Origin of the sequence: Pontibacter sp. SGAir0037, assembly GCF_005491705.1 — a bacterium.
GTDB lineage: Bacteria > Bacteroidota > Bacteroidia > Cytophagales > Hymenobacteraceae > Pontibacter.
In genome coordinates, this window is record NZ_CP028092.1 from 4,640,681 (window position 1) to 4,659,641 (window position 18,961).

The window sequence follows — 18,961 nt, forward strand, 5'->3', positions numbered from 1 at the left end:
AGCTTTAGCTATGAAAAGTCACAACTATTTTATCTATATAACCACTAATCCAGGTAAAACGGTGTTATATGTTGGTGTGACAAATGATTTAAGGACAAGGCTGGAGCAGCATAAGGCTAATAGAGGTAAACCTGAAACATTTGCTGGCCGCTACTACTGCTACAACCTCTTGTATTACGAACGCTATACTTATGTGCAGCATGCAATTGAAAGGGAAAAGGAGCTGAAGCTGCTTAACCGGGGAGCCAAGGTGGAGCTCATAAAAAAGGAAAATCCTTACCTACGGTTTCTGAAGATAGACGACTAAACAACTGCTTAACCTCCCAGCAACTAAGATCCTTGCAGGACGACAATGAAAGAGAAATTATAGTTGATAACTAATAATAAAGAGCATCAAAAATGAATAATGCATATATCGTAGCTGGATTTCGTAGCGCTGTGGGGAAAGCAGGGCGTGGCGGGTTCCGCTTCACAAGGCCCGATGACCTGGCAGCCGATGTCATCAAACATTTAGTCGCTTCTGTGCCTGCCCTGGATCCGGAGCGAATAGACGACCTGATTGTGGGAAATGCAGTGCCTGAAGCAGAGCAGGGCTTGCAAATCGGCCGCATGATTGCCTTGCTATCGTTGCCCATGTCTGTTTCCGGCATGACGGTAAACCGCTACTGCGGATCCGGGCTGGAAACCATTGCTATGGCTTGTAACCGAATTCAGGCAGGTATGGCCGATTGTATCATAGCTGGTGGTACAGAATCTATGTCGCTGGTGCCTACAGCAGGCTGGAAAACAGTTCCGAACTATAAGATCGCTAAAAATAACCCGGACTGGTACCTGAGCATGGGGTTAACCGCAGAGGCCGTGGCGAAAGATTATAATGTTTCACGTGAAGATCAGGACGAGTTTGCTTTTAAATCACATCAGAAAGCAATCAACGCCATTAAGAGTGGTTTCTTCAAAGAGCAGATTGTGCCGATAACGGTAGAAGAAACCTATATAGATGAGAATGGCAAAAAGAAGACCCGTTCTTATGTAGTGGATACGGATGAAGGCCCTCGCGCTGATACCTCGCTGGAGGCACTGGCGAGGCTGAAGCCTGTGTTTGCAAATGGCGGTACGGTAACTGCTGGCAATTCTTCCCAAACGTCTGATGGAGCTGCCTTTGTAATTGTGATGAGCGAACGCATGGTAAAAGAGCTGAACCTGGAGCCGATTGCCCGTCTGGCAGGTTATGCCACAGGCGGTGTTGATCCGCGCATCATGGGGATGGGGCCAATCGCAGCAGTACCGAAAGTGTTGAAGCAGGTAGGCATGAAGCTAAACGACATAGACCTGATAGAAATGAATGAAGCCTTTGCCGCACAGTCTATTGCCGTAATGCGCCACCTCGACTTCGATCCGGACAAGCTGAACATCAGTGGAGGTGCCATTGCCTTAGGTCACCCACTGGGTTGCTCAGGTGCTAAACTAAGCGTGCAGCAGTTCAGTGAGCTTCGCCGTTTAGGCAAGAAGTTCGGTATAGTAACTGCCTGTGTTGGCGGTGGCCAGGGCGTGGCAGGCGTGTATGAGCTTTTAAAATAGACGCTTTAATAGACACAGGATACAAGACGCAAGACACAGGATTTTAAAATGCACAATTTTAAAGAACTGATTATCTGGAAAGAGGCGATGGAGTTAGCTAAGGCTGTTTATAAAGCAACTTCCACTTTCCCTGCAAATGAAAAGTTTGGTCTTACGTCTCAGGTTAATAGGTCCGTCGTGTCTATACCTTCAAATATAGCTGAAGGAGCGGGAAGAGGTTCTGATAAAGAGTTTAATCATTTTTTGAGTATTGCTTTGGGGTCAGCTTTCGAGTTAGAAACACAGTTGCTTTTGGCTCAGTCTTTTGGGTTTATAGGCAATGATAAGCTTAATGAGCTACTGGCGCAGCTCCGCAAGATTCAGAGAATGATTGACGGGTTTAAGAAAAAATGAAATAACGAGATTAAGAACAAGTCTTAAGTCTTGTGTCTTACGTCTTGTGTCCAAAATAAAAGATTAGCAAAATGGCAGATCAAACTAAAACCCAAACCATAAAAGGTGGAGAATTCCTGATAAAGGAAACGAACCCACAGGAGGTATTTACTCCTGCAGAATTTAATGAAGAGCAGCAAATGATGGCGCAGACCTGCCGCGATTTTGTGCGCGACGAGGTATACCCACTGCTGGAGCGGCTCGACAACCACGAAGAGGGCCTGATGGAGAACCTGATGAAAAAGGCAGGGGAACTGGGGCTGTTCGCCGTGTCAATACCGGAACAGTACGGCGGCCTGAATATGGATTTCAATACCGCTTTATTGGTGACTGAGTCTGTAGGGGGAGGCCATTCATTCCCGGTTGCTTTTGCGGCACACACAGGTATTGGTACCTTGCCAATCCTGTACTTCGGCACAGAGGAACAAAAGCAGAAGTATATTCCAAAGCTGGTAAGCGGCGAGTGGATGTCGGCTTACTGTTTAACTGAACCGGGTTCCGGATCAGATGCACTGGCAGCAAAAACGAAAGCTGTGTTGAATGAAGCCGGTACGCACTATATCCTCAATGGCCAGAAAATGTGGATTACCAACGCTGGCTTTGCCGATGTGTTTGTAGTGTTTGCACAAATAGATGGCGACAAGTTTACAGGCTTTATCGTGGAACGCAATTTCCCTGGTGTAAGCCTTGGCAACGAGGAACATAAAATGGGTATCAAAGGATCTTCTACGCGCCAGGTTTTTTTCGAAGACTGTGAAGTGCCTGTGGAGAATGTATTAGGTGAGATTGGTAAAGGCCATTTAATTGCTTTTAATATCCTGAATATTGGCCGTATTAAGCTTGCTGCTGCAACGTTGGGAGCATCTAAGCATGTAGCCGATCTGTCGGTAAAGTATGCGAATGAGCGGCAGCAGTTTAAATTACCTATCTCTAAGTTTGGCGCTATACGCCATAAGCTGGCAGAGCAGGCTATCCGCATCTATGCTGTAGAATCGGCTTTGTATCGAGCCGGTATGGATATTTACCGCATGGAGCAGGAGCTGATGGGGCAGGGCAAAGGTGAAAACGAGGCCCTGCTGGGAGCAGCCCGCGAGTTCGCTGTTGAATGTGCCATGCTGAAGGTAGAAGGATCAGAAGTGCTGGATTTTGTAGTAGATGAGGGTGTACAGATTTATGGTGGTTATGGCTTCTCTGCCGATTACCCCATGGACCGTGCCTACCGCGATTCCCGTATCAATCGCATTTTTGAAGGCACCAACGAAATCAACCGCATGCTTACTGTGGATATGATTTTGAAAAAAGCCATGAAAGGAGAACTCGACCTGATGGGGCCGGCACAGGCGGTGCAGCAGGAACTGATGGCTATACCTGATTTCGGTTCTGAAGAAGAAGGTCTGTTTACGGCAGAACATAAAACAATCAGTAACCTGAAGAAAGCTATCCTGTTAGTGGCCGGAACAGCTGTGCAGAAATATATGAACTCTCTGGCAAAAGAGCAGGAAATTCTGATGAATGTAGCTGACATGGCGATAAAGACATATGTAGCAGAATCTACGCTGCTACGGGTTGAGAAGCTAGTGGCCGACCAGGGCGAAGATGCAGTTGCTAATGAAATGGACATCGTTCGGGTAGTTGTGAATGATGCCGCTGATATTGCCTTTAAAGCTGGCAAGGAAGCTATAGCGGCTATGGCTGAAGGAGACGAGCAGCGCCTGCTGTTTATGGGCTTGAAGCGATTCACGAAAAAAGATCTATACAATACCAAAGAAGCTCGGCGCCGTATAGCTGCTAAGCTAATCGAGGCAAACGAATTTGTCTATTAAAACACTAAACAACTGACTATTTTTTCTTAAAAATGGCTGCTTCCCGAAGGGGCAGCTTTTTTTATGCTTTGCAGCTTAATTTGTTTCTAAAAAAGGGTTACCGGAGTGGGGGTTTTAGATTAAAGAGCGATGCACCAGTTATGTGCTTATTGTTTACAGAAACGTAATAGTGTTATCCGGATCTGGTGCATGGGTTTGTATGGTCTGTTTTAAAATTTTCTCTACTAAAAATTAAAAAGAAATGACGGGTTTAACGTATGAGGTAAAGCACCCGGAATTGCAGCAGAAGGAAATTGTAAATTTATGAAGGCTACTTGTTTGATCCCTATTTTCAATGAGCGGGAGCGTATAGGCGCAGTACTTGAAGTAATATCGAGAGTAAAGGGTATTGCTCAGATTGTGTGTGTAGACGATGGTTCTACAGATGGTACAGTGGCATATTTAAATGCATTCTGGCCTCAGGTACAGGTGGTGAGCTTAGCAGTTAACCAAGGGAAATCCTCTGCTATCCGGCAGGGGTTAAAAGCTGTGCAGCATGAGGTGGTGCTGCTAATGGATGCCGACCTGCAGGATTTAAAGAAAGAGGAGATACAGGATGCCGTGGCCGCATTTCATAGGTATCATTCCATAGATATGATCATCCTGAGAAGAGTGAATGCGCCATGGTTTGTAAAGTTTTACAGAAGCGATGTTCTGCTATCTGGCGAAAGGCTGATCAGAAAGAAAGATCTGGAGCAGATCCTGAGCCAGGAGGTAAGCCGCTACCAGTTAGAAGTAGCTATAAACCGCTTCATGATCAAAAACCATAAAGTAGTGCGTTGGATGCCTTGGTCTGCCATGAACACTTATAAAACAGAAAAGTGGGGGGCATTGGAAGGCTCCCGGAAAGAGTTCAGGATGTATGTTGAAATAGTGTACTATGTTGGTCTTGTACATATGTTTATTCAACTGGCCTCTTTTACAAAACAACTCGGAAACTCTTCCCAGGGAGCATCGAAATATAAACTCAAAAAACTTTAGAGGCATACTATACTGTGCTTTAACAGTAACAGTAGGAGCTATAGATGGTTCGGAAAGAGCTGCTATAGCTCTTTTTTTATGTCTTGTATTTCTCTTGATGTAAGGTTTTACATTTCTAGTACGGCTGCACAATTTCATAGAAGTACAATTCCATCTTTTATTTGGTAATTAAAATATAACCTCTATAAAATATTAAATTAACCACAATTAGTTGTTTCTTAAAGTAGCAGGTGGTAAATAGCATTGGCATTAAAATGCTTCCATATATATCTAATAGATTGTCAGGCAATATTTATCAACTACAGCTTCTTCGGAATGAACCTTTTATTAAAAATTTTTATTCTGAAACCATGTAAGAATAATCTTAGAGACTGAGACTGCCTACTAAACTGAAAGCAAATTATGTTATGAAAATTTTACTCAAAATATTCCTATTTATCGGTATTATCTTGATCAGTAAATGGAATAACGATACTGTTAAAGAAAAGGAAGAGGCACTGGCAAAAAATAATACTTCTGTACCTGCTGCTGAACCTAAAGAAATTGATCAGGTTACTGAAGCTAGCTTTATCTCTACCTTCAACTGAAAAGCATTAGCTTATCCTGCTCCAGTTTACAGCATTCACACTCAAAGACTGAATATGCCGTCGTATATTCATGTTCTGAGGTTGCTCCAGTAAAGGGTCTTCCTGTAATACCTGTTGAGCCGCCGCTCTGGCCTCCTGAAGAATAGGGGCATCTTTTGCCAGATCTGATATAAGTAAGTCCAGTACGCCACTTTGCTGTGTTCCCATCAGGTCTCCCGGCCCACGCAGCTTAAGATCTATATCGGCAATCTCAAAGCCGTTGTTGGTGCGTACCATCGTTTCTAGTCTGGTCTTGCTGTCTTTACTCAGTTTATAGCCTGTCATTAAAATGCAGTAGCTCTGGTCGGCACCACGGCCTACCCGTCCTCTTAACTGGTGCAACTGCGATAAGCCAAACCTCTCTGCACTTTCTATAATCATCACAGAAGCATTGGGCACGTTTACGCCGACCTCAATTACGGTAGTAGCTACCATAATCTGTGTTTCGTTCTTTACAAAGCGCTGCATTTCATAGTCTTTGTCCTGCGCTTTCATTTTGCCGTGCACCATGCTTACCTTAAACTCCGGGAAAGCACGCTTAACACTTTCGTAGCCATCCATCAGGTCTTTGTAGTTTTCCATCTGCTCCGACTCTTCTATAAGCGGATATACAATGTACACCTGGCGGCCCAGCTTTATCTGGTCGCGGATGAACTGGAACACGCGCAGACGATGGCTGTCGAAGCGGTGGGTGGTAATAATTTCTTTACGGCCAGCCGGTAACTCGTCAATCACCGATACATCCAGGTCGCCGTAGAGCGTCATGGCCAGCGTGCGGGGAATAGGAGTGGCTGTCATCACGAGCACATGCGGTATAACTCGTGGATTTTTGCGCCACAGCTTAGAACGCTGCTCTACGCCGAAGCGGTGTTGCTCATCTACAATACAAAGCCCCAGGTTCTGGAACTGCACCACATCCTCAAGCAGGGCGTGCGTACCAACAATCATTTTCATTTCGCCGGAGCGGAGCTGTTCGTGTAGTAACTTGCGTTCTTTTGTTTTGGAAGAGCCTGTTAGCTTTCCAATGTTGATGCCTAACTTATCGGCATACTCTTTAAGGCCGGTATAATGCTGGTCTGCCAGTATTTCGGTAGGAGCCATCAGCACCGACTGTGCTCCATTGTCGGCAGCAATCAGCATGGTGATAAAGGCTACAATGGTCTTGCCGGAGCCCACATCGCCCTGTAGCAGGCGGTTCATCTGTTTGCCAGAAGTTAAATCAGCATATATTTCTTTTACTACCCGCTTCTGCGCGTGAGTTAAGTCGAAAGAGAGGTGGTTTTTGTAGAACTCGGTAAGCGTAGGCACCTGTTTGAACACCTGTCCTTTGAGGTCGGCCTTGCGCACTACTTTCTGGCGGAAGAGGCGCAGCTGTATGTAAAAGAGCTCTTCAAATTTAAGCCGGAATTTTGCCTTATTATATTTATCTGCTGTCTCAGGAAAATGAATATTGATCAGCGCATTCCGCTTATCCATCAGACGGTAATGATCGATCAACGCCGGCGATAGCGATTCCTGTATGTTAGGACCAGCCACCTTCAGCAGTGCCTCCATCATTTTACTGATCACTTTGCTGTCGATGCGGTGAGCTTTTAGCTTTTCGGTGGTATGGTAAACGGGCTGCAGAAAGGCAGAGGTTTGCTTTTCTTCGGCTAATTCCTCCAGCTCCGGGTGGGCCATGTTAAATTTGCCATTGAAAGAGGTAGGTTTACCAAACACAATATAGTCTGTGTGGTTCTTCAGCGTCTTCTGCATCCATTTCACGCCCTTAAACCAAACCAGTTCCATCTCATCGCCGTGCTCATCTACCAAGGTGGCGGCTAAACGTTGCTTACGGCCTTCACCTAATAGCTCTTTTCCGCGCACACGCCCTCGCACCTGCACATAAGGCATGCTCTCGTCCAGTTCCCTGATTGTATAAAATTGTGTGCGGTCAAGGTAACGAAACGGGTAGTGCTGAATCAGGTCGCCATAGGTAAAGATTTGTAGTTCCTTTTGCAGCAGTTCTGCCCGCATAGGTCCTACACCTTTCAAAAACTCTATCTTCGTATGAAAAAAGTTGCTCAATGCCGCCTGTTGGTTGTTTATCTGTAGTACAAAGATAAACCAGAAAGGTTAAAAGACTTTTATCTGTAGCGATAAAGTGTTTTGACCTTTTGATAACCTAAGAGATGACTTACCTTTTCTCCCTAAACTGCAGTGTATTCAGCAGGTGCACAATGTCTTTCTTCACATACTCAATAACAGGAGCCAGCGAATCGTTTTGTGTAGCTGTTTTAAAGTACAATGCGCCTCTGAAGAAATGTTTTGTAGAGTCTGTTACATAAAACTGAAACTGGCTTGGCACCTCACCCTCTAATTCAAACACAGAAGCAACATCTCCCTGAGGCGTTCTCACTTCTGTTTCCTCTATGGAGTATGCCTTTATCTGGTGCTTCCCTGTGAGCTTACGGGCATCCTCTATTAAGTCGTTCAACATTTTCGGGTTGTTGTTGAGCTCCTTATACGTTAGCTGCACATTAGCTCCTAAACTGGTATAAAGAATATTTATCCAGTGAGGCTGTGCAATGCTGGAAGAATCAGGGCGAATTTTGGCATACTTCGAATACTCGAAAGTATAAGGGTGCGAGGCCTCCAACTGCCGGTAAGCCGGTTCCGGTAAATCAATACGGTTGTAGCCTTTAGGTTTAGGAGTATATTCAGCAGAACAGGCAGTAAGGGCAACAGCCAGGGCAGCCAGTAGAAACAGCTTTGGTTTAGCTGTTAACTTTATAAAAGTGTTCTTTTTTAGTAGCAACATTAATTTTAACTCGTTTAACACGCTTCTTGTCTGCCGACTCTACTGTAAAGTGAAAGCGTTGGTAATCTATTGTCTCCCCGACGCGGGGTATGCGGGAAAAGAGCTCCAGCATTAAGCCTGCAATGGTTTCATTTGTACCTTTTACCTCGTCGAATGCATTAAAAGGCACTTCGGCTATCTTGCAAAAGTCGTGCAACGATATCTTGCCGTCAAAGATAAATGTATTTTCGTCTAGTTGAGAATATATGATTTCATCATCGTCGTACTCGTCGTTAATCTCTCCTACAATCTCTTCTACTACATCTTCGAGCGTAAGCAAACCTGTGGTGGCACCCTGTTCGTTTAGTACAATCGCCATATGAACGTGCTTCGCCTTAAAGTCTTTAAACAGGTCAGAGATCAGCTTCGTTTCAGGAACAAAAAACGGCGGCTGTACCAGTTTCTGCCATTCAAAGTTCGCTCCCTTATCCAGGTGAGGCAATAGGTCTTTTATATATAAGATGCCTTCTATCTGATCGGTGCTATCGGAATAAACCGGTACGCGGGAATAGCCCCATTTTACAATCTTCGGTAAAAGCTCGGGCAGCGTATAGCGCATATTAAATGCTATGATGTCGGGGCGCGGACGCATAATCTGCTTTACAGTAATGGCCCCGAAATTTACGACACCGCGCAGAATTTTACGCTCTTCCGGCGAAGTGTCTTCGTTTGTTAAGGCTACATCCAGGCTGTGATGCAGTTCCTCCAACGTGTGATGGTATGAATTTACCATATAGCGCTTCTCAAAGAAGTTACTGATCGAAACCAGCAGCCAGGCTAGCGGCGCTACCAGTTGTTGCATAATATTTACTGCAGGAGCAGTACGTTCCATAATAAGCGTGGTGTGCTTCTGAGCATATACTTTTGGTAAAACCTCTCCAAAGAAAACAATGCAGAAGGTAATCAGCAGCATAGAAGCCAGTAGCGTAAGAACCGGTATATTGGTAGTTCCCAGCACTTGCCAGGCAATGTAGGCAAACAAAGTAATAATACTTACATGTATGGCATTATTAACGATAAGGAAGGTGCTCAGTAACCGGCGGGGTTTATGTAGCAGGTTATAGATCGTCTGCTCGGCAGGAACCTTGCTGGCCTTATATTTTTCCAGTTCTTTATCTCTGATAGAAAAAAAAGCTGCTTCTGCTCCGGATGTCAGAGCAGAAAGCAGCAGTAATAGAAAGCAGGCCAGCATGGCCGCTATATAGTCGAACCTGAGTAGGGCAGTTGTGTCCTGTAAAAGTTGAAGTAAACTGTAACTCAGGGGGTCTCCTGTGTCTAAACTGTCCAAAATAATATTGCTTAGTAAAACATAGCTTAGAATGGCAGGTCGTCCGGCTCATCGTTCTGGAAGGCAGAGGCACCGCCGCTGGCAGAAGAGCTGCTACTGCTGCCCGAACTTTGAGAAGAGTAGGCATCCTGGTAATTTCCTGCCCCGCCGCCGTTATCGCTTCTGCCGCCTAACATGGTCATGTTATCGGCTACAATCTCGGTGCTGTAGCGTTGGTTGCCGTCTTTGTCCTGGTATTGATTTGTTCTGATCTTGCCCTCTATAAAAACAGACTGGCCTTTTCTGAGATATTTTTCAGCCACTTCGGCCAGGCCTCTCCACAGCACAATATTATGCCACTCGGTTTTTTCCTGCTTCTGGCCGTTTCTGTCTTTAAAAGTTTCTGATGTTGCGATTGGGAAACGGGCTACAGCCACGCCTCCTTCTAAATGCCTAACCTCAGGGTCTTTACCCAGGTTACCGATAAGAATCACTTTGTTTACACTTGCCATGCCTGTGTTTTATTTTGCTCTAAAGTTAATAAGTGCTTCCTGCTGCCCGGCTACTGCTATTTTATCAGCCTGGTATGTTATGCCGCTGATAATGTGCATAATGCTTTTGCAGAAGGAAAGGTTCAGTCTATAAATTTACTAAAATCTTAGCATCTTTCAAATAGCTGCTGATCAATACTGGCTTTGGGAGTGCCTCCAGTTCTTCTGCTGTATAAGGGGCTACCCGCGCTTCCTGTGCTATTTGCTCTTTTAAACGGGATTTAAGTTTGATGGTATAAAACCTGGCGGTGATTTTTTGGTGGCTCAGCACATGCTTATAATCTTTAAGCGGCAGTATAACCTGTGTCTCATCTATCTCCAGCCCTGCTTCTTTCAACTCCTGTAGCGCCTGGTCAGCATCCAGGTTTTTACTGTTGCTCTCATACAGGTAAAAGTCGTAGAGCCCCTGCCAGATGTCACCAGCAGCGCGTTTGCGCATGTAATACGTGCCGTTGTAGGCAAGTACAAAATAGTGGAAAAAACGAGGCCGTGCCGCTTTGGCTTTCGATTTTACAGGCAGCTCCTGCACCAGGCCATGTGTAAAAGCAAAACAACTCTGCTGCAAGGGGCAGAACAGGCAATCAGGCATAACAGGAGTACACTGAATAGCACCAAACTCCATAATAGCCTGGTTAAAAGTATCCGGTTCGTCGGCCGGAATAAGCGAATCGGCCAATTCCTGAAATATTTTTCGGGAGGCGGGTGCAGCAATATCGTCTGATAAGCCATGGGTGCGAGCCAGGACCCTGAACACATTGCCATCGAGCACAGCTACCTTTTCTTTAAACGCAAAAGAAGCAATGGCCGCTGCAGTATAGCTTCCCACTCCTTTAAGTTTGAGAAGTTCCTGGTAATTATCCGGAAATGTGCCACCGTATTGCTCCACTATCTGCTGCGCTGTGTGATGCATGTTGCGGGCCCGGGAATAGTAGCCTAAGCCTTGCCAGAGGCGCAGTATCTCATCTTCCGGGGCGGCAGCCATGTCTTGTATGACAGGGTAAGCCGCTACAAACTTCTGGTAGTAGGGCAAGCCCTGCGCCACCCGCGTCTGCTGCAGAATTACTTCCGATAGCCATATATAGTAGGGGTTGCGTGTGTCGCGCCAGGGTAAAGCTCTTTTATGCCGCTGATACCAGTTAATAAGCGTATCGGCAAAAAAATGTGTTTCCATAGTTACTGTTGCAGGCTTCTGTATTATAAAGCCATTTCTGAGAACACATAAAGGTAAAGTTTTGTTTGGTTAGAAGTAGTGCCCGAAGTAAGGGAAAGGTAAAATTATGATTGAAATATAACAGCGGGCAGTGCGTTAGGGGAAGTAGTACTGGTAAAGAAATTGTAAAAACACATGCTATAGGGGTGATAAACAAGGCAAAAGGTTTTAAGAATTTCTTTGTAAAGCTTTTACTTGTCGAAAAGTAAAATTACCTTTGTGCCCCGAAAAAATACGACTTGTTATGCAAGCCGACATTCGGTTGCCGGAAAATTAACCTAATTTTAAATTTATAAAAATCTAAGAAAGTGACTAAAGCAGAAGTAATATCAGAGATTGCTGATAAGACAGGAATTGATAAAGCTGATGTTCAAACTACTATTGAGGCATTCTTCAAAGTAGTGAAAGACTCAATGGCTGAAGGCAACAATATCTACGTGAGAGGTTTTGGTAGCTTTGTAAATAAGAAGCGTGCTAAAAAAGTAGCGCGTAACATTTCAAAAAATACGTCCATCATCATAGACGAGCACTTTATTCCGAGTTTCAAGCCGTCTAAAACATTTATTCAAAAAATTAAGAACAGTAAAAAAATCAAAGAATTAGCACATTCTTAATTTTTTGTATCTTTACCGTTCTGGATTAACTATTAATTCATAAACAATTACTTAGGCAAGGAGAATGAAAAAGAATCAGATTATCTTAATAGTTGTGGCTATTGCTGTAGCAGCTGCTATCTTCTTCTTGCCTAAGGTAGTTGTAAATGAGAAAGACAAAGACAATTTCGCTCAGAATGAAAATGCTGCGTCTGTGCCGGAGGGCCATTCTGAAGACGACGGGCATAACCATGGAGGTGCTGAGGCCGGACAGGCTGATGTGCATATGGCTGCCTCCCCTGAGCAGGTAATGGAACTGACAACAGCACGTGCCAAGTATAACAAAGCAGCCGATAGCGAAACACGCACAAGGCTTGCCTCAGAACTGGCAGCAGCTTATGCTATAGTAAACAAGCACGACAGTGCTGGTTACTATTACGAAATTGCAGCTAATGCCCGCCCTGGTGAGAAGAGCTACAAGAAGGCAGGTGACGCATATTTTGAAGCTTTTTCGTTTGCAACAACTCAGGAAAGAGCAAACGAATTAGGAGCAAAAGCTCGTGGTATGTATGAGCAGGTGCTGAAGAACAATCCTACTGACCTGGATGCCAAAACCAATGTTGCCATGACTTACATTGCAACAACAAACCCGATGCAGGGTATTACGCTCCTGCGGGAAGTGATTTCGGCTGATCCTAATAATCAGAAGGCTTTGTTTAACCTGGGAATACTTTCTGTACAGTCCAGGCAGTTCGATAAGGCAGAGGAACGTTTTCGCAAGCTGATTGCTGTTAACCCGGAGCACGTGGAGGGAACTTTTTACTTAGGCGTTTCATTAGCGGAAACAGGCAAGGATGAGGAAGCAAAAGCTGTTCTTAATAAAGTGAAGACAATGAGTTCTGATCCTGCTCTTTTAACGTCGGTGGATGAGTATCTGGCACAACTAAACTAGAATAAAAAATTATTATTTAAAATATTAAACTACAAGACTATGCCTTGCGGAAAAAAAAGAAAAAGACATAAGATCGCTACGCACAAAAGAAAGAAGCGCCTAAGAAAAAACAGACATAAGAAGAAGTAATTTCTTCTAAGTGTTAAGAGGCCCACATTGCTTTGCAATTGTGGGCTTTGGTCTATACATCCAACTAATCTTTGAGAGAAATTGAGTAATGAATTAATCATCAATTCTACTCAAGATGGAGAGCGCATTGCGCTTTTGCAGGACAAAAGACTGGTAGAATTCCACTACGAAAGTAAAGATACTAATTACATAGTAGGGGATATTTTTCTAGGTACTGTAAAAAAAGTAATGCCAGGCCTTAATGCTGCTTTTATAGACATTGGTTACCAGAAAGATGCTTTTTTGCATTATCATGATCTGGGTGCCAATGTTAAAACGCTGAGTAAGTTTTTAAAAGTAGCACAGACACAGAAGAACGCTTCTCCTAAACTCAACCAGTTAAAATTTGAGCCTGAAATAGATAAGCTCGGAAAAATAGCTGATGTTCTTAAAAAAGGGCAGCAGCTGTTAGTCCAGATTGTAAAAGAACCTATTTCTACAAAAGGCCCCCGTTTGTCCTGCGAAATTTCGCTTGCCGGGCGATACCTGGTGCTCGTGCCGTTTTCGAATACGGTAAGTGTATCCAAAAAAATCGTCAGCAAAGAAGAGCGCACACGCCTCAAGCGTTTGATTACATCTATCAAACCTGAAAATTTTGGCGTTATTATCAGAACGGTGGCCGAAGGGCGTGATGTGGCAGAGCTCGACCGGGACCTGCGTAACATGCTCAGTAACTGGGAAGAGGGTTTTAAAGCGCTTAAGTCGGCGAAACCTTCCGATAAAATCATCGGGGAGCTAGGCCGTTCTTCTTCCATTTTGAGGGATTTGCTAAACGAAAGTTTTGATAACATAGTAGTCGACAACGATCAGCTCTATGACGAGATCAAAACATACATCGGCAGTATTGCTCCAGACAAATTAAAGATCCTGAAGCATTATACCGGCAAAACCAAAACCTTTGAACACTTCCACATTGAGAAGCAGCTAAAGGCAGCCTTCGGCAAAACAGTGACCATACCAGGTGGCGGTTACCTGGTAATAGAGCACACCGAAGCACTGCATGTGATCGATGTGAATAGTGGGAATAAATCTAATACCGAAACCGATCAGGAGGCTACCGCAGTTCATGTTAACATGATGGCGGCACGCGAAGTAGCCAGGCAGCTGCGACTCCGGGATATAGGTGGTATCATTGTGGTGGATTTCATTGACATGAAATCACCTGAAAACCGACAGAAAATTTATGAGGTTGTAAAAGAAGAACTGAAAAGAGACCGATCTAAATCAACTGTTCTTCCAGTCTCAAAATTCGGCCTGATGCAGATTACACGTCAGCGTGTAAGGCCAGAACAAAATATTGTAACCGGTGAAGTTTGCCCTACATGCAATGGCACTGGTAAAATAACCGCCAGTATTCTGGTGACAGACGAAATTGATGCAGCGGTAGACGACCTGCTGACGAGTCATAACCATAAGAGCCTGTCCTTGTATGTGCATCCGTTTGTGTATTCTTACTACACCAAGGGGCTTGTGTCGAGGCAGCTGAAATGGTTCTTTAAATATTTTAAGTGGGTAACACTTGTACAGGATACTTCGCTGGGCCTTACAGATTTTAAAGTAATGGACGATCGGGGCGAAGAAATTGAATTACGTGCCACATCTGCTGCCGTAGTCGAGATTACAACAGAAGATGAGTAACATACACGAAAAAGCCGCTATCATGCAAATGGTAGCGGCTTTCTTCGTTTTTAAGGAGAATGTATACTTAGAACTTTATACCAAAGTCGATAGACACATAGTTATTCTTGATGGCAATGTTTTTGTCGGAAAACTGTTTACGGTAGTAGTTGTCTATGTTGCTGAGTCCGTGATGATAGGAAAGACCAGCCATGAGTTTGGTACTCTGCCCTAGCGCCAGTTCTGCGCCGGCTCCCAGCAAAGCGTCTGCTTCGAATGTATTTATTCGCTTCGTCGCTTTTGTGCCGGCTATTACTTTTTGGTCGTTTATAGTGGCACTGATCATGGTGTTTAAAGAACCTCCAACCTGAAAGTATAAGTTAACATCCGGAGCAACCTCATTGGTGAACAGCTTCAGCGAAACAGGTATTTCGAGGTATTGAAGATCAACGTCTTCGGAGGCAGAAATAACACTCCCATCAGATTGTGTGAACCTATAGCTATATTCTCCACCTTTGCTGCGGAAGAGCAGGCCTGATGAAAAAGCATAATTATGGGCGAAAAAGTAATCTACAACAACACCAACACCTATATGGAGGTTATTATTCGTCTCTTTAAAGTTATACTTGTTATCAGCAATAAAACGATTTCCGGCAATAGTAGGCGATACTTGTAAGCCAATCTCTACCTGAGCCATAGCGCTGAAACCAAGGCACAGAAAGAGTAATAGGAACGTTACTTTTTTCATTTGTGTGTTTAATTTATTGTAAGATTAACTCTAATACGATAGAACCGCTTATTTTTGTACAAATATATTAAACTAAATGTATTATAGATTATTCCTATTTGCAGTACTTGCCTTGGCCATTGGCTGTAAGAACAAGGGCTGTGACCTTCCATCTGAAATTGCTAAAGTACCGGTAGAGGTTGAAATTGAGCGTTTGGAGAGGCCTTTTTACCAGGTGCAAACAAAGGCAGATATGCTGCGCTTTATTGAGCAGAATCCACTGTTTGCCCAAAAGTTTCTGCAGCGCGACCTTTACCCATCTGATTCTGACTTGGTAAATGCCTTGCAAGGCCTGGCAACAAACGAGGAGTTGAAAAAGCTGGCAGGCGAGGTAGAACAGAAGTTCGGGGATATGAACACCGAGCAGCAGCAGTTGGTAACGGCTTTTAAAGTGATGAAGTACCATTACCCGGAGTTTCAGGAACCTCAGGTAAAAACGTTTGTATCCGGGTTTAACCAGGACTTCTTTATTTCGGATAGCCTGCTGGTTCTGGGCCTGGATTTCTTTGCAGGAAAAGATGCCAGTTACCGGCCCGATACATATGAATACATTCTGAAGCGTTATGAGCGGGAGTATATGGTGCCTGCTGCTATACTGCTGATGTCGAACCGATTCAACAGGGCTGAGCCAACAAACCGAAATCTTTTATCTGAGATGGTGACAGCAGGTAAAGCCTATTATTTTGTGCAGACGGTAATGCCTTGCACGCCCGATTCTTTAATTATTGGTTATACAAGCCGCGAAATTGCTGATATGCAATATAACGAAGGGAAGGTATGGGCGCACTTTATCGAAAAGAGCCTGCTTTACGACAGGAATCCGTTTACTCTGAATAAATATATAGGAGAACGCCCTAATACACCTGAAATAGACGCCAGAGCGCCTGGCCGCATTGGTACCTGGGTAGGATGGCAGATTGTACGTGCTTACATGGAGCGGCATCCTGAGGTAACATTGCCCCAGTTAATGGCCCAGACTGACTTTCAGAAGATCTTCAATGATTCGAAGTATAAACCGGAGAGGCGCTAACCGCAGTATACTGTATAAAGTCTCTGCTGCGAATGCATATTGCCGTATTTAATCAACACCACCATAGCCCGGACTGCCCTGCCACCTGCAGGCACTATACCTTTCTGGAGTACCTGGCGCAGCGGCATAGCATCAGCTTAGTTACCAGCAGCGCCTGGAAACAGGTTAGAATTACAGATAAACATAGCTGGGTACCGGCAGGTGTACAATTGTATGAACAATATGTACCCTACCAGAACCAGATGGGGGTGGCACAGCGACTTTTCTCCTATGGCGGCTTTGCTGCCTACAGTATGGCAAAAGGACTGAGAATGCCTGAACCGAATGTGATTTGGGCCGTTTCTACGCCTCTCTCCACTCCCTGGGTTGCGGCTAAAGTAGCCAGACTACGCGGGTTGCCCTGGGTGTTTGAGGTGCAGGACCTGTGGCCTGCTTTTCCGATACAGATGGGGGCCGTTAAAAGCAAATGGATGCAGCAGCGGCTTTATAAGCTGGAAAAAGAACTGTACCAGAGTGCCAGCCACATTATTACCCTCTCGCCTGACATGACGGACTACATAGCCGGTTTAGGTATACCTGCCGCCAAAATCACTACGAACTATAATGGTACTGATCTGGAGCTATCCGCAGCAATAGGAGAAGCAGAAATATACGGACTGCGGGAGCAATATCAGCTGCAAGGAAAGCAGGTGGTACTGTATGCCGGTACTTATGGCAGAGCAAATGATATACCTACACTGATGCAGGCAGTAGAGTACCTGAAGTCGGAGCCAGCCGTTCAGTTCGTATTTGCAGGCAATGGATATTATGAGCCACAACTACAGGCCCTGGCAAAGCAGTGCCAGAATCTGCTGCTTTTGCCCCCACAGCCACGCGAGAAAATATTTAAGCTGTTTAAACTGGCAGATGTGTCTTTGGTTACTTTCAATGATTTACCTGTTCTGGCTACAAATTCCCCAGCCAAATTTTACGATAGCCTCGCCTGCGGCACACCTGTTATTGTTACTAATCCCGGCTGGACGAAGAGCTTTGTTGAGAAGTATAACGTTGGGTGGTATACACCACCAGAGCAGGCACAGCTTCTGGCGCAGACCATTAAAGCAGCTCTGGCAGCGCCTGGTAGTCTGAAAGAAAAAGGTGCTAATGGTATAGCTGTAGCCAAAACCTTGTTCGATCGGCAAATATTAGCTAAGCAGGTAGAGCAGGTGCTGGAGCAGGTGGTTTAAGAGCTGCTATTTTCTTGTGCAGGTACTGCTGCTCCATTTTATTTTTTGCCAGAACAAGTGCCTGCTGGTAATGTTCCGTTGCTTTGCCAGGCTGGCCCAAGGCCATATAAACCTTACCTAAAAGTGCCTGGTAGAGATAATATTGCTGTAGCCAATGCAGCTGTGGCAACTTAGCCAGGTGATCGAGGCAAGCCTGTGGCCCGTGCTGGTAAAAAATGGCAACAGCCTTATTGAGTGCTGTAAACGGAGATGGCTGGAGCTGATAAAGCCGCTCATAAAGCAGTATAATCGTTTGCCAGTCGGTAGCAGCAACAGATTCGGCACGGCTATGTGTGGCTGCAATAGCGGCCTCCAGGTGAAAGCGGCTGATCTCTGTACCTGCTCTTGCTATTGAAAGATGCTGAAAGCCTAGCGCAATTAGTGTTCTGTCCCAAAGTTTCCTGTCCTGTTCCTCCAGCTCAACTATATCTCCTTGTGCCCCGGTCCGGGCCTGAAAACGGGATGTATTCAGCAGGAGCAGCGCCATTAAAGCATGGGCTGCGGGAGTGGCAAGTACTGGCAGGTGCAAGAGGCTGTGCAACAATTTAATAGCCTCCTGGCAAAGCTCCTGCCTTAGTAAAGCATCACCAGAAGAAGATTTATAGCCTTCGTTGTAGAGAAGGTAAATAGCGGTAAGAACCTGTGGCAGGTAAGATTTACTTTTGGCTAACGACGGCACCAGCACCGGCTGTTGCTCCTGTTGCAAAACCTGACGGCTACGCTGCAGCATTTTCAGAACTGCTTCTGTGCCCATTACCATGGCGGTGCCTATCTCTTCGGTTTTCAGGTTGCAGATATACCTGAGAATAAGCAGCAGCTGGGCCTTGGGCGATAGCTTGGGGTGGCACAGCGAGAATAGCAGCCGGAGCCGGCTTTCCGGTAATTCGTGCTCCAGGAACAGCTCTGGCGGCAGTTGGCTTTGCGTGGCAGACACGGTGCCAACCGTTGTTGTTTTGCTTTGGCCGGAGAGTTTGTTCAGGGCTTTATTACGGCAAACCTGGTACAGCCAGGCCAGCGGGTCCTGAGGTATCGTCGTTTTGCCCCAATGCTGTAGCGCCGCCTCAAAAGTGTCCTGTACTATATCTTCGGCCAGTTCTAAAGAGGTCAGCTTAAAGTAAGCTGCAAGTGAGGTTGTAAGCTTGCTCGCCTGCTGCCTGTACAGTTTATCCAGTAACTGCTTTGCTGCCGCCTCATTCATAAATG

18 protein-coding genes are annotated in these 18,961 nt (G+C 45.1%); 11 read left to right on the forward strand and 7 right to left on the reverse strand.

The genetic code is table 11. The annotated features are described in order from the left end of the window. Positions 1–10 precede the first annotated feature (10 nt). The 6 genes from C1N53_RS19250 to C1N53_RS19275 all read left to right on the forward strand — a co-directional run bounded on the left by C1N53_RS19250 (position 11) and on the right by C1N53_RS19275 (position 5,440). The gene (locus C1N53_RS19250; protein WP_137760867.1) at positions 11–307 is read left to right on the forward strand and encodes a GIY-YIG nuclease family protein; all 297 of its coding nucleotides are present in this window, start codon (positions 11–13) and stop codon (positions 305–307) included. Positions 308–399: 92 nt separating this feature from the next. Next, positions 400–1,578: an acetyl-CoA C-acyltransferase gene (locus C1N53_RS19255; RefSeq protein WP_137760868.1), complete on the forward strand. Its 1,179-nt coding sequence runs from the start codon at positions 400–402 to the stop codon at positions 1,576–1,578. A gap of 48 nt (positions 1,579–1,626) precedes the next feature. Next, a complete protein-coding gene (locus tag C1N53_RS19260; RefSeq protein ID WP_137760869.1) occupies positions 1,627–1,971 on the forward strand; it encodes a four helix bundle protein in 345 nt (114 codons plus the stop codon). 71 nt (positions 1,972–2,042) lie between these two features. Next, positions 2,043–3,833 carry an acyl-CoA dehydrogenase family protein gene (locus C1N53_RS19265; RefSeq protein ID WP_137760870.1) on the forward strand — a complete coding sequence of 597 codons (1,791 nt, stop codon included), beginning with the start codon at positions 2,043–2,045 and terminating at the stop codon, positions 3,831–3,833. A gap of 318 nt (positions 3,834–4,151) precedes the next feature. Next, a complete protein-coding gene (locus C1N53_RS19270; RefSeq protein ID WP_240773282.1) occupies positions 4,152–4,853 on the forward strand; it encodes a glycosyltransferase family 2 protein in 702 nt (233 codons plus the stop codon). Between the two features lie 407 nt (positions 4,854–5,260). Continuing rightward, on the forward strand, positions 5,261–5,440 hold the full coding sequence (locus C1N53_RS19275) for a hypothetical protein (protein ID WP_137760872.1): 180 nt from the start codon (positions 5,261–5,263) through the stop codon (positions 5,438–5,440). A gap of 6 nt (positions 5,441–5,446) precedes the next feature. On the opposite strand, the gene recG is transcribed toward C1N53_RS19275, so the two are convergent. From recG to mutY, 5 genes are all read right to left on the reverse strand, one after another. Next, positions 5,447–7,546 carry an ATP-dependent DNA helicase RecG gene (gene recG / locus C1N53_RS19280; RefSeq protein ID WP_137760873.1) on the reverse strand — a complete coding sequence of 700 codons (2,100 nt, stop codon included), beginning with the start codon at positions 7,544–7,546 and terminating at the stop codon, positions 5,447–5,449. 109 nt (positions 7,547–7,655) lie between these two features. After that, complete coding sequence (gldD, locus tag C1N53_RS19285; RefSeq protein ID WP_137760874.1) at positions 7,656–8,279, reverse strand: gliding motility lipoprotein GldD; 624 nt, start codon at positions 8,277–8,279, stop codon at positions 7,656–7,658. Continuing rightward, complete coding sequence (gene gldE, locus C1N53_RS19290) at positions 8,236–9,606, reverse strand: gliding motility-associated protein GldE (RefSeq protein ID WP_240773283.1); 1,371 nt, start codon at positions 9,604–9,606, stop codon at positions 8,236–8,238. The genes gldD and gldE overlap by 44 nt, the downstream gene beginning before the upstream one ends. A 26-nt stretch (positions 9,607–9,632) precedes the next feature. Beyond that, a complete protein-coding gene (locus C1N53_RS19295; RefSeq protein WP_137760875.1) occupies positions 9,633–10,097 on the reverse strand; it encodes a single-stranded DNA-binding protein in 465 nt (154 codons plus the stop codon). Between the two features lie 127 nt (positions 10,098–10,224). Further along, the gene (gene mutY / locus C1N53_RS19300) at positions 10,225–11,307 is read right to left on the reverse strand and encodes an A/G-specific adenine glycosylase (protein WP_137760876.1); all 1,083 of its coding nucleotides are present in this window, start codon (positions 11,305–11,307) and stop codon (positions 10,225–10,227) included. A 347-nt stretch (positions 11,308–11,654) separates the two neighbouring features. Between mutY and C1N53_RS19305 the strand changes: the two genes are divergently transcribed. The 3 genes from C1N53_RS19305 to C1N53_RS19315 all read left to right on the forward strand — a co-directional run bounded on the left by C1N53_RS19305 (position 11,655) and on the right by C1N53_RS19315 (position 14,697). Further along, a complete protein-coding gene (locus C1N53_RS19305; RefSeq protein WP_137760877.1) occupies positions 11,655–11,960 on the forward strand; it encodes an HU family DNA-binding protein in 306 nt (101 codons plus the stop codon). 64 nt (positions 11,961–12,024) lie between these two features. Continuing rightward, positions 12,025–12,891, forward strand: a complete 867-nt coding sequence (locus C1N53_RS19310) for a tetratricopeptide repeat protein (RefSeq protein WP_137760878.1) — start codon at positions 12,025–12,027, stop codon at positions 12,889–12,891. Between the two features lie 210 nt (positions 12,892–13,101). Beyond that, positions 13,102–14,697 (forward strand): Rne/Rng family ribonuclease, encoded by a 1,596-nt coding sequence (locus C1N53_RS19315; RefSeq protein ID WP_137760879.1) that lies wholly within the window; start codon positions 13,102–13,104, stop codon positions 14,695–14,697. Between the two features lie 67 nt (positions 14,698–14,764). Here the strand turns inward: C1N53_RS19315 and C1N53_RS19320 are convergent, their stop codons facing one another. After that, on the reverse strand, positions 14,765–15,424 hold the full coding sequence (locus tag C1N53_RS19320; protein ID WP_137760880.1) for a porin family protein: 660 nt from the start codon (positions 15,422–15,424) through the stop codon (positions 14,765–14,767). Positions 15,425–15,500: 76 nt separating this feature from the next. Here C1N53_RS19320 and gldB point away from each other — a divergent pair, with 76 nt between their 5' ends. Both gldB and C1N53_RS19330 read left to right on the forward strand, forming a co-directional pair. Further along, positions 15,501–16,493 carry a gliding motility lipoprotein GldB gene (gldB, locus tag C1N53_RS19325; protein WP_240773284.1) on the forward strand — a complete coding sequence of 331 codons (993 nt, stop codon included), beginning with the start codon at positions 15,501–15,503 and terminating at the stop codon, positions 16,491–16,493. Between the two features lie 32 nt (positions 16,494–16,525). Then, entirely contained in the window at positions 16,526–17,719 is a 1,194-nt protein-coding gene (locus C1N53_RS19330) for a glycosyltransferase family 4 protein (protein WP_137760881.1), read from the forward strand. Here the strand turns inward: C1N53_RS19330 and C1N53_RS19335 are convergent. Beyond that, positions 17,682–18,956, reverse strand: coding sequence for an RNA polymerase sigma factor (locus tag C1N53_RS19335; RefSeq protein WP_137760882.1), 1,275 nt, complete (start codon positions 18,954–18,956; stop codon positions 17,682–17,684). The two genes, C1N53_RS19330 and C1N53_RS19335, sit on opposite strands and share 38 nt — an antisense overlap. Positions 18,957–18,961 lie beyond the last annotated feature (5 nt).